At 67.5% G+C, this 13,514-nt stretch carries 11 protein-coding genes and 2 pseudogenes; 6 read left to right on the top strand and 7 right to left on the bottom strand.

From position 1 onward, the window contains the following. A partial coding sequence (locus KBZ12_RS04095) for a calcium-binding protein (protein ID WP_315859412.1) occupies positions 1-1,868 on the top strand: 1,868 nt, incomplete at its 5' end. Here KBZ12_RS04095 and KBZ12_RS04100 read toward each other — a convergent pair. After that, positions 1,855-2,208, bottom strand: a pseudogene (locus tag KBZ12_RS04100) (Asp-tRNA(Asn)/Glu-tRNA(Gln) amidotransferase GatCAB subunit B); the annotation flags it as partial. The gene KBZ12_RS04095 and the pseudogene KBZ12_RS04100 sit on opposite strands and share 14 nt — an antisense overlap. A gap of 140 nt (positions 2,209-2,348) precedes the next feature. On the opposite strand from KBZ12_RS04100, the gene coaE reads away from it, so the two are divergent. After that, positions 2,349-2,852 carry a dephospho-CoA kinase gene (gene coaE, locus KBZ12_RS04105; RefSeq protein WP_315859415.1) on the top strand — a complete coding sequence of 168 codons (504 nt, stop codon included), beginning with the start codon at positions 2,349-2,351 and terminating at the stop codon, positions 2,850-2,852. A gap of 224 nt (positions 2,853-3,076) precedes the next feature. Continuing rightward, positions 3,077-4,219: an alpha/beta hydrolase gene (locus KBZ12_RS04110; RefSeq protein WP_254956525.1), complete on the top strand. Its 1,143-nt coding sequence runs from the start codon at positions 3,077-3,079 to the stop codon at positions 4,217-4,219. A gap of 18 nt (positions 4,220-4,237) precedes the next feature. Here the strand turns inward: KBZ12_RS04110 and gatB are convergent, their stop codons facing one another. Beyond that, positions 4,238-5,716: an Asp-tRNA(Asn)/Glu-tRNA(Gln) amidotransferase subunit GatB gene (gene gatB / locus KBZ12_RS04115; protein WP_254956527.1), complete on the bottom strand. Its 1,479-nt coding sequence runs from the start codon at positions 5,714-5,716 to the stop codon at positions 4,238-4,240. A gap of 130 nt (positions 5,717-5,846) precedes the next feature. On the opposite strand from gatB, the gene KBZ12_RS04120 reads away from it, so the two are divergent. Next, the gene (locus tag KBZ12_RS04120) at positions 5,847-6,947 is read left to right on the top strand and encodes an FAD-dependent oxidoreductase (RefSeq protein ID WP_254956529.1); all 1,101 of its coding nucleotides are present in this window, start codon (positions 5,847-5,849) and stop codon (positions 6,945-6,947) included. Between the two features lie 137 nt (positions 6,948-7,084). On the opposite strand, the pseudogene KBZ12_RS04125 reads toward KBZ12_RS04120, so the two are convergent. The 3 genes and pseudogenes from KBZ12_RS04125 to KBZ12_RS04135 all read right to left on the bottom strand — a co-directional run. After that, positions 7,085-7,700, bottom strand: a pseudogene (locus KBZ12_RS04125) (Asp-tRNA(Asn)/Glu-tRNA(Gln) amidotransferase GatCAB subunit B); the annotation flags it as partial. Positions 7,701-7,761: 61 nt separating this feature from the next. After that, the gene (locus KBZ12_RS04130) at positions 7,762-9,543 is read right to left on the bottom strand and encodes an adenylate/guanylate cyclase domain-containing protein (RefSeq protein WP_254956531.1); all 1,782 of its coding nucleotides are present in this window, start codon (positions 9,541-9,543) and stop codon (positions 7,762-7,764) included. After that, complete coding sequence (locus KBZ12_RS04135; RefSeq protein ID WP_254956533.1) at positions 9,540-10,319, bottom strand: FecR domain-containing protein; 780 nt, start codon at positions 10,317-10,319, stop codon at positions 9,540-9,542. Before KBZ12_RS04135 ends, KBZ12_RS04130 begins: the two co-directional genes overlap by 4 nt. A gap of 173 nt (positions 10,320-10,492) precedes the next feature. On the opposite strand from KBZ12_RS04135, the gene KBZ12_RS04140 reads away from it, so the two are divergent. Both KBZ12_RS04140 and KBZ12_RS04145 read left to right on the top strand, forming a co-directional pair. After that, positions 10,493-11,125: a hypothetical protein gene (locus KBZ12_RS04140; RefSeq protein ID WP_254956535.1), complete on the top strand. Its 633-nt coding sequence runs from the start codon at positions 10,493-10,495 to the stop codon at positions 11,123-11,125. Positions 11,126-11,355: 230 nt separating this feature from the next. Then, positions 11,356-12,318 (top strand): calcium-binding protein, encoded by a 963-nt coding sequence (locus KBZ12_RS04145; RefSeq protein WP_254956537.1) that lies wholly within the window; start codon positions 11,356-11,358, stop codon positions 12,316-12,318. Positions 12,319-12,333: 15 nt separating this feature from the next. On the opposite strand, the gene KBZ12_RS04150 is transcribed toward KBZ12_RS04145, so the two are convergent. Then, entirely contained in the window at positions 12,334-13,023 is a 690-nt protein-coding gene (locus KBZ12_RS04150; RefSeq protein ID WP_254956539.1) for a Crp/Fnr family transcriptional regulator, read from the bottom strand. A gap of 7 nt (positions 13,024-13,030) precedes the next feature. Continuing rightward, entirely contained in the window at positions 13,031-13,489 is a 459-nt protein-coding gene (gene ndk, locus KBZ12_RS04155) for a nucleoside-diphosphate kinase (RefSeq protein ID WP_254956541.1), read from the bottom strand. Positions 13,490-13,514 lie beyond the last annotated feature (25 nt).

Raw genomic sequence — 13,514 nt, forward strand, 5'->3', positions numbered from 1 at the left:
CCACCGATGCGGCACGCGTCACACTCCTCGGCAGCTGGGAGTGGAATGTCTTTGATTTCTCCGGCGTTGCCCTCCTCGGCGGCAACTTCCTCATCGATGCCGGTGATGGCAACGACATCGTCATCGGCACCGCCAGCTCCGATCTGATCCAAGGCGGCCGCAACGAAGACACCCTCGATGGCGGTGGCGGCGGCGACACCTTCCTCGTCAGCGGCGCCAATCCAAACTGGGTGCCCGATCAGCCCTACACCTTCTCCGGCTACGACACCTACAGCGACAGCGGTGCCGCCGCTGATGGCATCGATCAAATCCTCGCCACAGGCACCGGGCCGGTGGACATCGGCCTGAGCAGCGCATTCTCCGCCAGCAGTGGCATCGAGCAGATCGTCAATGCCACCACCGATGCGGCACGCGTCACACTCCTCGGCAGCTGGGAGTGGAATGTCTTTGATTTCTCCGGCGTTGCCCTCCTCGGCGGCAACTTCCTCATCGATGCCGGTGATGGCAACGACATCGTCATCGGGACTGCCGCCGCCGACCGCATCCGTGGCGGTCGCAACGACGACTGGCTCAATGGCGGCGCCGGCAACGACCTTTATGAGGTGAGCGGCGCCAACCCGAACTGGGTCCCTGATCAGCCCTATACCTTTGAGGGCTACGACACCTATGCCGACAGCAGCGGCTACGACCGCATCGTGGCGGTGGCCGCCAACGGCCGCGACAACGTCGACATCGGTCTGATGTCCTTTGGTCCGGCCAGCGGCATCGAGCTGATCGACGCCACCGGCACCAGCGGCAGCGTTCGCCTGCTGGGCGACTGGCAGAACAACAACTTCGACTTCAGCGCCACGGAACTGCGGGGCACCAACCTGAGCACCGATCTGGGCAGCGGCAACGACAGCTTCATCGGCAGCACAGCCCGCGAGACGGTGAGTGGCGGCTACGGCGATGATTGGATTCGAGGCCGTGGCGGCAACGACTCGATCAGCGGCGGCGGCGGCAACGACATCCTTGATGGCGGCGAAGGCAGCGACACCTACTTGGTGAGCGGGCTGGAGAGCGGCGGCTGGCAGAGCTACGGCGGCACCGACATCTACAGCGACAGTGGCGCAACGGGCGTGGATCGGATCGTGGCGATCGGCAACGACAACGTCGACATCGGCCTGGCGAACGGCAACTTCCTGACCGGCAACGGGATCGAGCAGATCGTCAACAACACATCGGTGGGGGGCAACAGCGGCGCCCGTCCAGGACAGGTGCGGCTGCAGGGCAACTGGGCCGCCAACACGCTCAACTTGAGCCGCGTCCGCCTGCTGGGCGGCAATGTGGTGATCGATGCCGGCGACGGCAACGACATCGTGACCGGCAGCGCCGATGGGGAAACGATCCTCGCCGGCCAGGGGGTGGACACGGTGAACGCCGGCGCGGGCGATGACACGATCAACGGCGGCGGCGGACTCGACACCCTCACCGGCGGCGCGGGAGCCGACACGTTCGTGTACACCGCGCTCAGCGACGGCAGCGTCGGCGGCAGCAGCGCCGCCCGCAGCTTCGAGCGGATCAACGGCTTCACCGTCGGCCTCGACCGGTTCGACGTCGCCACCGCCCCCCCCGCCGGTGGTTTCAAGACCCTCGGAGCGGTGTCGGGCCTCAACGACACTGCCCTCACCGGCCTGCTCAGCGCCACAAACTTCGTGGCCAATGGCGCCGCCACCTTCAGCTTCGGCAGCGGCAGCGCACTGCGCACCTTCATCGCCTTCAACGACGCCACCGCCGGCTACGGCGCCAGCAGCGATGCGGTCGTGGAGATCAGCGGCTTCAGCTACGCCAGCGGCTTCAACTCCCTGTCCCGGATCAGCATCGTCTGAGCCGCTCCGCCAGGATCCGGTTGGCCAGTTGGGGATCGGCGCGGCCGCCGCTGCGCTTCATCAGCTGGCCCACGAAGAAGCCCTGCAGCTTGGTCTTGTCGCCGCGGCGGAAGGCCTCCACCTCCGCGGGGTGAGCGGCCAGCAGCTCATCGGCAATCGCCGTGATCGCCGCCGGGTCGCTGATCATCCCCAGTCCCCGCGCCTCCACCAGGGCAGCCGGCGAACCGCCCTTCTCCAGCAGTTCGGGCAGGATCTCCTTGTCGATCTTGCCGCTGATGCTGCCCGCCTCAATCAGGCCCACCATCTCCGCCAGCTGACCCAGCCGGAAGGGAAGGTCTGCGGCGGGAGGCTGCGGAGCAGGCGGCGGCCCTGGCGGCCTCCGGTGCCGGCGGAGCGGACGGGGCTGGAGGACGACCTGCTGGCCCTGCTGGGACGGCTTCTCTGGGGGGAACGGCGCTGAGCCGGCCGGCTCAGCGCCGCATCGGGCTCACCGGCGGGATCGCCACCGGCAAGAGCACGGTGGCCGCCCTGCTGGAGCACCGCTTCGGGCTGCCGGTGCTGGATGCCGACCGCTACGCCCACGAGGCCCTCGCGCCGGGAAGCCCCGGTGCGGCGGCGGTGCTGGCGCGCTATGGCGAGCAGGTACGGGCGGTTGAGGGGGTTTTCCCGCCGGCCGCCGACCCTGCCCCCGCCCTGGACCGGGCCGCCCTCGGGCGGATCGTGTTCGCCGATGGGGCCGAGCGGGCCTGGCTGGAGGGGCTGGTGCACCCCCTGGTGCGGCAACGCTTTGCCGTCGAGCTGGAACGGCTGCGGGAGGTGCCCACCGTGGTCCTGATGATCCCGCTGCTGTTTGAGGCGGGGCTGGAGAGCCTCTGCAGCGAGGTGTGGCTGGTGGATTGCGACGAAGCCGAGCAGCTGCGACGCCTGATGGCCCGCGATGGACTCGACGCTGGGGAGGCCACCAACCGCATCCACTCCCAGTGACCGCTCGCCCGCAAACGGGCCCTCGCCAACGCCGTGATCAATAACAACCAGGCCAGCAGCAACCTTCCCTCACAGATGAACAACCTGCTCCGGCCTCCGCAGTGACAGACGCTGACGAGGGGCACAGACAAGCGCCTTTGATGTAAAGATTTCAGCAGAAAGCTCCAGGGGCCAACGTGAGCGCTGGGGCTTCCATGACAATGAGTATTGGCCGGCATACATGAATGTCACGCACTATTCGTTATTTCGCCACCAATCGTGATCGCCAGAAGCTCGGGCGGGCCTTTGATGATGCGGAGCGCATCAAGTTGCAGCGCAGTGGCTACCACTGGATCGACACCGAGATCTGCATGGCCCAGTACCTGGGCAGCACCGATCCCTCCAGCCTTCCGATCGAGGCGGTGATCGCCGAAGCACAACGCGAGGACCTGAAGAGATTTCTGGCCAAACCGTGCATCCGAACGGTGGTGATCGGCATTCACGGTTTCAACGTGCCGCTGCACGGTGCCATCACCTCCTTTTCGCTGCTGGCGGAGCTGCTGCAGCAACAGCTGGCCCAGCAAGGACACTCGCTGCTGATGGGCCCGCCCGACCCACAGCATCCGATCGACGAGAGCAGGGATCACATGGCCTTCATCGGCTTTTCCTGGCCATCCGATGGCAGCGTGCTGGCCTATCAGTCGGATCGCAACGAAGCGACCCAGTCCACCGCCGCACTGGCCAACATGATCGCCACGATCCGGACTGTGAATCCTGGCACCGGCATCGCGCTCATCGCCCACAGCATGGGCAACTACCTCACCTGCAACATGCTGGCCAGCCTGCTCAACGAGGAGAGTTGGCCGAAGCAGGCCTTAAGCGGTGACGACGCCGGCCGTCGGCTGACGGGCCGCCTGTCGCGGCGGAAAGACAACGGCGCCGAATCCTTCGTGGATCAGTACATCATGCTGGCCCCCGATGTGGAACGCCGTGAGGTCACCCAGTGTCCGAATGTGCAGGTCGGCTCCAGGCGACTGCACTACAACGGACCCTTCTACGGTGGACTCAAGCATCTGGTGGGTCACACCCATCTCTTCTATTCACGCCACGACAGCGCCCTGCAGGCTTCGGTGCTGGAAAAAGAGGCCCTGCGCGAACCGATCGAAAAACTCAAGCAGCGACTCACGGGGCCCGAACTCACCAAACGCTGGGAAAGCAGCCTCGGTCTCAATCCCCTGCCCTCCCTGGCGCCGCCCAACATGACGGGATACAACGCCACCCGCCTCACCAATCGCAGCATCGATCACGGCGATTACTTTGACGCCCCGGCGATCATCAGCACCATCGCCGATCTGTTGCTGCAACCGCCGATCACCACCTGGATCTGAGCAAGCAACCGGCAGCGCTCAGCCCTTGAGCTGCTCGCTGAGGATCCGGTTGGCCAGCTTGGGGTCGGCGCGGCCGCCGGTGCGCTTCATCAGCTGCCCCACGAAGAAGCCCTGCAGCTTGGTCTTGCCGCCGCGGAAGGCCTCCACCTCCTCGGGATGGGCCGCCAGCAGCTCCGCCACGATGGCGGCGATCGCCGCCGGGTCGGAGATCATGCCAAGACCGCGGGATTCGACGATCTCCCCGGCCGATCCGCCCTTTTCGAGCAGTTCGGGCAGCAGGTCCTTGGCGATCTTGCCGCTGATGGTGCCCGCCTCGATCAGCTGCACCATCTCGGCCAGCTGCTCGGGCCCCAGGGGCAGCTCGGTGATCGACAGACGGTTGGCATTCACGTGGGCGGCGATGTCCCCCGTCACCCAGTTGGCCACGGCCTTGGGGTCTCCCCCGGCGGCCACAGCCGCCTCAAAGTATTCGGCCATCGAACGCTCATCGGTGAGCACCCGGGCGTCGTAGATCGAGAGCCCAAGGCCTTCTGCGTAACGGTGGCGCTTGGCCGCCGGCAGTTCGGGCAGTTCGGCCCGCCAGCCTTCCCGCTGCTCGGTGCTCACCTCGATCGGCCCCAGGTCGGGATCGGGGAAATAGCGGTAGTCGCTGGCCCCTTCCTTGCTGCGCATGCTCTTGGTGAGCTGCTTGCCCTCATCCCACAGGCGCGTTTCCTGCACCACCGGCTCACCGGATTCGTACGCCTTGATCTGGCGGGCGATCTCGAAATCGATCGCCTTCTGGATCGCCGAGAAGGAGTTCATATTCTTGATCTCCACCTTCACGCCGAAGGGGGCCTCGGGCCCGCGGCGCACGGAGATGTTGACGTCGCAGCGCAGGGAACCCTCCTGCATGTTGCCGTCGCTGACGCCCAGGTAGCGCATGATGCGGCGGATCTCCGAGGCGTACTCGGCCGCCTCCCGGCCCGTGCGCAGGTCCGGCTTGGAGACGATCTCCGCCAGGGCCACACCGGCCCGGTTGTAGTCCACGAGGGAGTGGGTGGAGCCGGCCAGGCGGTCGCTGCCGGCGTGCACCAGCTTGCCGGCGTCCTCCTCCATGTGCAGCCGCTCGATGCCCACCTTCTTCAGGTAGGTGTCCTTGCCCTTCTCGGCCACCTCCACCTCGATCCAGCCGTCCTCGGCGATCGGTTCGTCGAACTGGGAGATCTGGTAGTTCTTGGGCAGGTCGGGATAGAAGTACTGCTTGCGGTCGAACTTGCTGTGCTCGGCCACCTGAAGATTCAGGGCCAGGGATGCCTTGACCGCGTACTCCAGCACCTTCTGGTTGAGCACCGGCAGGGTGCCGGGCAGTCCACACACCACCGGGTCGATGTGGGTGTTGGGGGCATCGCCGAAGGCGGTGGAGGCTGAGGTGAAGATCTTGCTGTTGGTCCCCAGTTGTACGTGGGTCTCCAGGCCGATCACGGCTTCCCAATCAGCCTGTGTTGCCGCTGTCATTTGAGATCTCCAGCTCCTGAACGTGGCCCGATCCTATGGAAGCGGGGCGGGGAGCCAGCCCCGCGCCATCGGTGATCGGCAGCTCCGGACGGAAACGCCGATCGGGTGGGCCGTGCGCAAGGCTGGGGCAATGGAGGCAGCCACCCCAAAACCGGTGTTGATCCTCGGTGGCGGACTGATGGGCCTGGCCATCGCCCACCAGCTGGCCCGCCGGGGTTTGGCGGTGCAGGTGTTGAGCCGGCGCCGTAGTGAAGCCGCCGGCTTTGTGGCCGCCGGCATGCTGGCGCCCCACGCCGAGGGCCTGAACGGGCCCCTGCTGGAGCTGGGCCAGCGCAGCCTGGAACGGATCCCCGCCTGGGTAGCCCAGATTGAGGCCGACAGCGGCCTGGCCTGCGGCCTGCGGCGCTGCGGGATCGTGGTGCCCTTCACCAATGCCGCCGAGCGGGACGCCTACCCCACGGCCTCCTGGGGGACTCCCCTGAATCGGACCGGCCTGGAACGGGAAATCCCAGGCATCGGCCCCCTGTGGCAAGCGGGTCTGCTGTTCCTCCAGGACGGCCAGATCGATAACCGCCGCCGCCTGATGCGGGCCCTGGAGCGGGCCTGCGTGGGGCTGGGGGTGGAATTCCAGGAGGGCTCCGAGGTGCTGGAGCTGGTGCGCGATGGCAACGGTGCTCTCGCCGGCGCACGGCTGCGCACCGCCGAGGGGGAACAACGCCAACTGGCCGCCATCCAGGCGGTGCTCACCTGCGGCGCCTGGAGTGGCCAGCTCCTACCCGAGCTGCCGATCGTGCCGGTGAAGGGCCAGATGCTGTCGCTGCAAGGGCCGCGCCAGGCCCTGGAGCGGGTGGTGTTCGGCCCCGGCACCTACCTGGTGCCGCGGGAGGACGGCCTGCTGGTGGTGGGCGCCACCAGCGAAGCCGAGGTCGGCTTCGCCGAGGGTCTGACCCCCGATGGCCAGCGCTCCCTCCAGAACGGCATTGCCTCCCTGCTGCCGGCCGCCAGCAGCTGGCCTCCCATGGAGCGCTGGTGGGGCTTCCGGCCCTGCACCCCGGATGAGGCCCCCCTGCTGGGGAAGAGTTCGATTCCCGGCCTGTGGCTGGCGGCTGGCCACCATCGCAATGGGGTGTTGCTGGCGGCGATCACCGCCGAACTGCTGGCGGGCGCGCTGCTTGGCCAGGAAAGGGACGATGGGCTGCTCGAGGCCTTTCACTGGAGCCGCTTTTCCTGATCGCCACGGATCCGCAACCAGCCCCTCACCACCGGACGACGGATCCAGGGTCCCGGAGGACGGATGAGGGGTCGGTCGATGACCCTCAGCCCTTAGAGCTTCGTGCTGAGGATCTGGTTGGCGAGTTCAGGATCTCCTTGGTGATCTTGCTCACAGGCCCTCCGAATCGTGAAGAAAAAGTTCATACTCTTGCGCCCCACCTTCACTCCGAAGGGTGCATCCGTTCCCCTCCGCACGGAGATGTTCAGAGCGCAGCGCAGCGAACCCGCCTGCGCCTTGCCGTCGCTCACCCCCAAGTAGGACATGATGGGCCGACTATCAGAGCCATGCTGAACATGCCGGCCGGTGCGCAGACCATGAGCTTGCATGTGTTATTCGCACTTTCATCTCAATCCAGCCGTCTTTGGTAATGGGTTCGTCATGCTGGGAAGTCTGCTAATCCCTGGGGAGATTGAGATAGGGATACTGCTGGCGATCAAATTTGCACGTCGCGGCGATCTTTCAGGCTCAGGGCCATCCCATCGCCGCCTTGACGACGTCTTCGAGCACCTTGGTATTCGGCACCAGCAACGTGCCGGGCAGGCCGAGCACCACCGGATCAGCATGGTTGCTGGGGGCATCACCGAAGGCGGTGGAGGCAGCGGTGAAGATCTAGCTGGCGGTGCCGAGCTGCACGTGGGTTTCCAGGCCGATCACCGCTTCCAAGGGGCCTGCCCGTCCGCGGCGACAGGGGGGAGATGCGGTGGCGGCCACTGTCGTCGGGGTCGCGCGGTTACAAGGCTGGGGCCATCCCCAGGGAGTAGTCCCGGCCCCTTCAGCGAAGACCGAGCAGGCCATAGACCTCCACCGGATCGGGCAACCCCTTGAGCCGATGGGCACCGAGGCAAACCACCTCCAGCTGATCCGGCAGCAGCGCGAGCAGGGCCCCGCTGATCAGGATCGGGGTATCCGGGAACTGGCGGGTGAGGCGCTCCAGACGGCTGGCCACGATCACGCTCACGCCGATCACGGTGAACTCCAGCCGCTGGCTGGAGCCGAGGTTGCCGGCCATCACCTCGCCGAAGTGCAGGCCGATGCCCTGGCGCAGGGGAGGACGGCCCGCCGCGGCCAGTTCGGCATTGAGCTCCGCCAGGCTGGCCTGCATCGCCAGGGCCGCCCGGACCGCCGCCAGGGCTTCCACCCCATCGCCGCGGCTGCGGGGCACGCCGAACTCGGCCATCAGCGAATCGCCGATGAACTTGTCGAGCAGGCCCTCCTCGGCGATCACGGCGGCGGCGATGGCCTCGAAATAGCGGTTGAGCAGGCTGAACAGCTCGGCGGGCGGCAACACGGCGCTGAAGGGGGTGAAGGCCATCAGGTCGGTGAAGAGCACCACGCAGTGGCCCCGCACGCCCCCCACCTGGGTCCAGATCGGCCCCGGCTCCCGCAGGATGTCGCGCAGCAGCGTGGGGGAGACCCGCCGCGCGAGCACCTGGTGCAGATAGGCGCGCTCCCGGCTCTCATGGCGCCACTGGCTCCAGGAGCGCAGGCCGCCCCCCAGCAGCGGCGTGGCCACCAGCGCCGACACCGGCGGCAGCCGATGGGCCAGGGCCCAGATGCCGCCAGCGCCGAGCAGCCCGGCAGCCGCGATCCCCACCGTGATCGCCACGGTGGTGCCCACCTGGCGACAACGCCACAGCATCCCTGCCACCAGCAGGGTCCAACCGCCCAGGAGGAGCCACACCAGGGGGGATGGCAGAGGCTGGAAGCCCCGCTCCTCCAGCACCGTGGCCAGGGCGGCGAGCTGCACCTGGGCCCCGCTCTGGGAACCGAAGGGGGTTTCCTGCTGATCCCCCAGCTCCGGCGCCGTGGCCCCGATCAACACGGTGCGACCACGCCAGAAGCCTTCGGCCTGCTGCAACACCTGCCAGGCCGGCACCTGGGGCAGGGCAGCGGCGGGCCCACTGAAATCGATCCCCACGGAGTCCGCCGGCAGGGGGCGCGCCGCCGCCACATAGGCCAGGGGCAAGGGATGGATCCCGGGGAAATCGGCCAGGGTGGCGTCGATCCAGGCCCGACCAGGGATGGCTTCGACCAGCCCCCGGGGGCTCTGCAGCAGGGCCGTGAGACCGAGCCGTGGAAAGCCGCCGTACACCGGCCTCTGCACCTGGGCCTGCTCCAGCCCCCCCCGCTCGCTGGTGCTGTATGCGGCCGCCAGCACCACCTGCCGGCGCCAGGGAGCCAGGCGCCGCTCGAAGGCCGTGTCATCGGCGGCACCGAAGCGGCTGGGGCCGGTGAACACCACGTTGAACACCACCTGCCGGGCACCCCGCTCCAGCACCGCCGCGGCCAATTCGGCCTGGAGCTCCCGGGGCCAGGGCCAGGGCCCCATCCGCCGCCACAGGGGAGAAGCGCTGCGCTCCGCCGGGGTGAGCAACTGATCGAGGGAGAGGGACTCGGCATCCACGGCCAGCAGCACCGGATCGGGCGACGGCGACCGCGCTCCCCTCCACTGGAAGAACAGGGCGCTCCACCGGGAATCGAGACCCGCCAGAGCGGGGCTGAGCACCAGCGGCACCGCCAGGGCCAGACTCCAGAGCGGCGGCAACCGGGTCAACGGGCCGGCGGGGAAGCGGGAGCCACCGGCGCGGCGGCCGGGGCGGCCAAGGGTGAGAGCCCCAGTTCCCGCTCAATCACCGGGAGGGTGACCATCGGTGTTTCGAAGCCATTGAGCAGGAGGCTCGTGCGGCGGCGGACCGTGGCCTCCTCCTGGCTGAGGCGCCGGGGCGCCTGCCAGGCCCCCTGCTCGAAGACCACCTGCTGGCCGCTGTGCAGCTCGAAGGTCACGCCACTGGAGGTGGCCACCGACACATGGCCCTCCCAGCTGAACACCTTCACCGTGTCGGGCGTGGCATCGATGAACACGGTGGTGCCCACGATCGAAGCGGTGGCCACCCGGGTGCGGATCCGGAGCCGGAGCCGGGTGGTTCCCTTGGATCCGGGATTCACCCAGGCAATGATCTGCCCGTTCTCGAGGTCCACCCCATCGGGGCCGAGGCGCGCCACGGCATCGCCGCCGAGACGGAAGCTGCGGCCATTGGCCAGCAGCACCTGGATCCGGCCGGGCTTCTGGGTGCGCAGCAGGGTGCTGGCCGCCAGGATCTGACCTGGCCGGGCCGGCCGTTCCGAACCGCCGGGGGGCTTGATGAAGGCGGGACGGGAGGGAACCTCCACCACCCGCGGCATGGCGGGGGCGGCGCTGACACCCGCGGGGGCGTTGGGCACGAGGGCGGCGGCCAGGGCCAGGGAGGCCAGATCCGCCAGGCCGAGGGAAGCCCGCCCCGGCCAGGGGCGAGCCGCCAATGCCGCTCGAAGACGCTGGGGCATCGGCATGGGATGAAGGGGGGGACGCATCAGGTGACTCCAGGGTGACGGGGGAAGGCTGAAACCGCCAGAAGCAGATGGCCTTCGACCAGTTTTCGGAGTGCAGCCCCCCTGTCCCAGGAAAGGGTGGCTACGAGCCTCGGGCTGTGAGCAACCTCACAACCCGGCGTGAGCCAGCTCCGGTGGCCACCCGGCCACCCGGCCATCCGGCAGACAGTGGCGGAGTCCCGAACGAGGCTCCCACGGCTATCCCCAAACCCAACATCGCTACAGCCGCCAAGGCCAAAACCACCAGCGCCGTCGTGAATGCAAAAGTGCTCGCCGCCGCGGCCAAGCAATCCCCGCTGATCAATCCGAACCAGGTTCAGAACCAGGGCACCGACGGCAGCAGCCAGGGCAACAGGCCTCGCCCGGGCTTCGAAGGCCCTTCGCCCGCCATTCCCGAGGTGAGCAGGCCGGGCTACACCCCCGCCACCGCCGAGGAACAGCAGGCCACCCTCAACAATGCCCTTGGTCTGGTGAGCAAGACCGACGCCATGAAGCAACTGGCCGGCGTGGGCACGAGCTCCACGGCAGCCCAGTCGGAGAAGGACAAACTCAAGGATCTGAGCGGATCCAGCACAACGAACCAACCCTCCTCGGACCAGGGATTCGGTAGTCAACCCAACGTTGACGCGAACACGGTGCCCGGAGGGAACCCGATGGCGCCGTATCAGGGCGGATCGGTGGGGGGCTGTTGGGCGTGGCAGCGAATGCGGGCGTCAAGACGCTCACGGATTTCAAATCAAAAGGCATGGTTGCGGGAGAATGGGTGAGCGGTAGATACATCTATGACCACAAGGATGTAAGCGAAGTTCTTTACGATTCAGCGGCTGCAGGAGGCGCGGTAGCGGGTATTCTCGCCGTAACTCCACTAGCTGAAGTCGCCCCAGTAGTCGCCGCTGGCGCTGGGTTGATGTTGATCGTGTCAGAGGCAATAGACGCCTATTTCTATGAAGAAGATTCAATGAAAGATCTTAATCCCAAAGCGGCCGGCAGCGTAGGCATGCCAGACCCCAACAATCAGGGCAGCAGCCACGACAACATCTACACCCAATCGATGCTCAACCAGATCATCGCCTCCAAGGCCGGCAAACCCACCAGCCAGGGCGGCAGCGGTGATGCCACCCCGGTCGACAACGACGGCATCTCCCAGGTGGTGAACAACGGCAGCATCGCGGCGAAGTCGGCGTCGCTGCAGGGCCAGAAGCTGTTCGGCCAGCCCGGGGGTAGTGCGATCGGCGAGAACGTGAGCGGCGGCAACAAAGGCCTGAACGGCCCCACCAGAAGCAACGGCGCTGGCGTCACCAATCCCGGCGGCGAGGGTGATATCCCCAGCGGTGATCCCAGCTTCCTGCAGGACCCGACCAATGCCCTGCCCGGCAACAAGCCTGCGCCCTCACTGCAGTCCCCGGTTGGCACCCAGGAGAACCAGTCCAGCAGCGTCAGCACCACCCTGGCCGCCGAAGCTCGCAACCTCACCCTCACCGGCACCGCCGCGATCAACGGCTACGGCAACGCCCTCGACAATCTGATCAACGGCAACGGGGCCGCCAAAGAGCTGCGCGGCGACGCCGGCAACGACCGGCTCGATGGCGGCGCAGGCCGCGACGTGCTCACCGGCGGCAGCGGCGCCGATCGGTTCCGCTTCGCCACAGCCGGCGCCTTCGGCACGGCCCAGGCCGATCACATCACCGACTTCAGCCGCAGCCAGGGAGACCGGATCGAACTCTCCCGCAGCGCCTTCGGCCTCAGTGCCGGCGCCGCCGTGAGCTTCCAGTCGGTGAACAACGATGCCGAGCTCACCCGCGCCCTGGGCAGCAGCACCCTGCTGGTTCAGGACCTGCGCAACGGCACAATCCTGTTCAACCAGAACGGATCTACCGCCGGAGTGGGCCAGGGCGGCGTGTTCGCCGTGGTGAGCCAAGGACTCACCCTGCAGGCCAGCGACTTCGCCCTGGGTGCCTGAGGCTGGCGGCCACCCTCAGTTCAGCAAGCCCCGCTTCCGCAGACACTGCAGATCGGCGATCCGCATCCCCTGCGGGTCGCCGATCACCATGGCGCGCTCCCGCAGCTGGGCGAAGGTGCGGGAGGTGGTCTCCCGCGACAAACCCGCCATGGCCGCCAGCTCCCGCTGCGGCAGGGGAGGGATCAGGGCGAGGGGATCCTGACCGCGGGAGCAGGTGAGGGCCAGATCCAGGAGTACCCCCAGCAACCGGGTGGTGGCGTCCGCCCCCCGCAACAGGAAGCGGCGATTGAGCGCCGACAACCTTGAGGCCAGCAGCTGGGCCAGGGCCAAGGAAATGGAGCCATCGTTGAACAACAGCTCGCGGTAGGCGCCGGCCCGCAGCTTCACCACCGTCAAGGGGGTGAGGGCCACCACATCGGCATTACGCAGCCCGGCCGTGAGCACCGCCATCTCGCCCATCAGATCGCCGGGACCGAGCACGGCCATCACCGCCTCCTCCCCGTTCGCCGTGTAGGCCCGCACCTTGGCAAGCCCCGTCTGGATCACCACCAGGCCTTCACCCTCATCTTGCTGCAGGAGCAGCACCTGCTCCGACGCCACATCCACACCGATCTGGCCGGCTAGCAGGCGATCGGCCTGGGAATCCGTGAGCTGGGCGAAGAGGGGAAGTCCCCTCAGATCGGCCGCCGTGAGCAGGGGGGGCACGGAGCGTTCAGCTCTCCGTACGCCACACCTGATCGGCCGGCGTCCAGTCGCAGAGCTCGGAGGCCGCGAACCAGAGGCCGATCTCAAACTCGGCAGTTTCCGGCGCATCGGAGCCGTGGATGACGTTGCGGCCGATGTTCACCGCCAGGTCGCCGCGGATGGTGCCGGGCTCGGCCTCGAGGGGCTTGGTAGCGCCGATCAATGTGCGGGCGCTGGCGATCACGCCATCCCCTTCCCACACCATGGCCACCACGGGCCCGCTGGTGATGAAGTCCACCAGGCCAGCGAAGAAGGGGCGCTCCCGGTGCACGCCGTAATGGCTCTCGGCCAGTTCCCGGCTGGGAACCAGCTGCTTCAGGCCCACCAGCTTGAAGCCCTTGGTCTCGAAACGGCCGAGGATCTCGCCCACCAGGCCCCGCTGCACCCCGTCGGGCTTGATGGCGAGGAAGGTGCGTTCGGTGGCCATGGCAAAGGGAAAGGGGATCGGGCCA

This window comes from Cyanobium sp. Cruz CV13-4-11, assembly GCF_024346055.1.
Lineage (GTDB): Bacteria > Cyanobacteriota > Cyanobacteriia > PCC-6307 > Cyanobiaceae > Cyanobium.

Coding starts and splice junctions, on each gene's coding strand:
- gatB (WP_254956527.1), bottom strand. CDS start 5,716: ATGACAGCGGCAACACAGGCTGATTGGGAAGCCGTGATCGGCCTGGAG.
- KBZ12_RS04120 (WP_254956529.1), top strand. CDS start 5,847: ATGGAGGCAGCCACCCCAAAACCGGTGTTGATCCTCGGTGGCGGACTG.
- ndk (WP_254956541.1), bottom strand. CDS start 13,489: ATGGCCACCGAACGCACCTTCCTCGCCATCAAGCCCGACGGGGTGCAG.
- KBZ12_RS04135 (WP_254956533.1), bottom strand. CDS start 10,319: ATGCCGATGCCCCAGCGTCTTCGAGCGGCATTGGCGGCTCGCCCCTGG.
- KBZ12_RS04110 (WP_254956525.1), top strand. CDS start 3,077: ATGTCACGCACTATTCGTTATTTCGCCACCAATCGTGATCGCCAGAAG.
- KBZ12_RS04145 (WP_254956537.1), top strand. CDS start 11,356: ATGCCAGACCCCAACAATCAGGGCAGCAGCCACGACAACATCTACACC.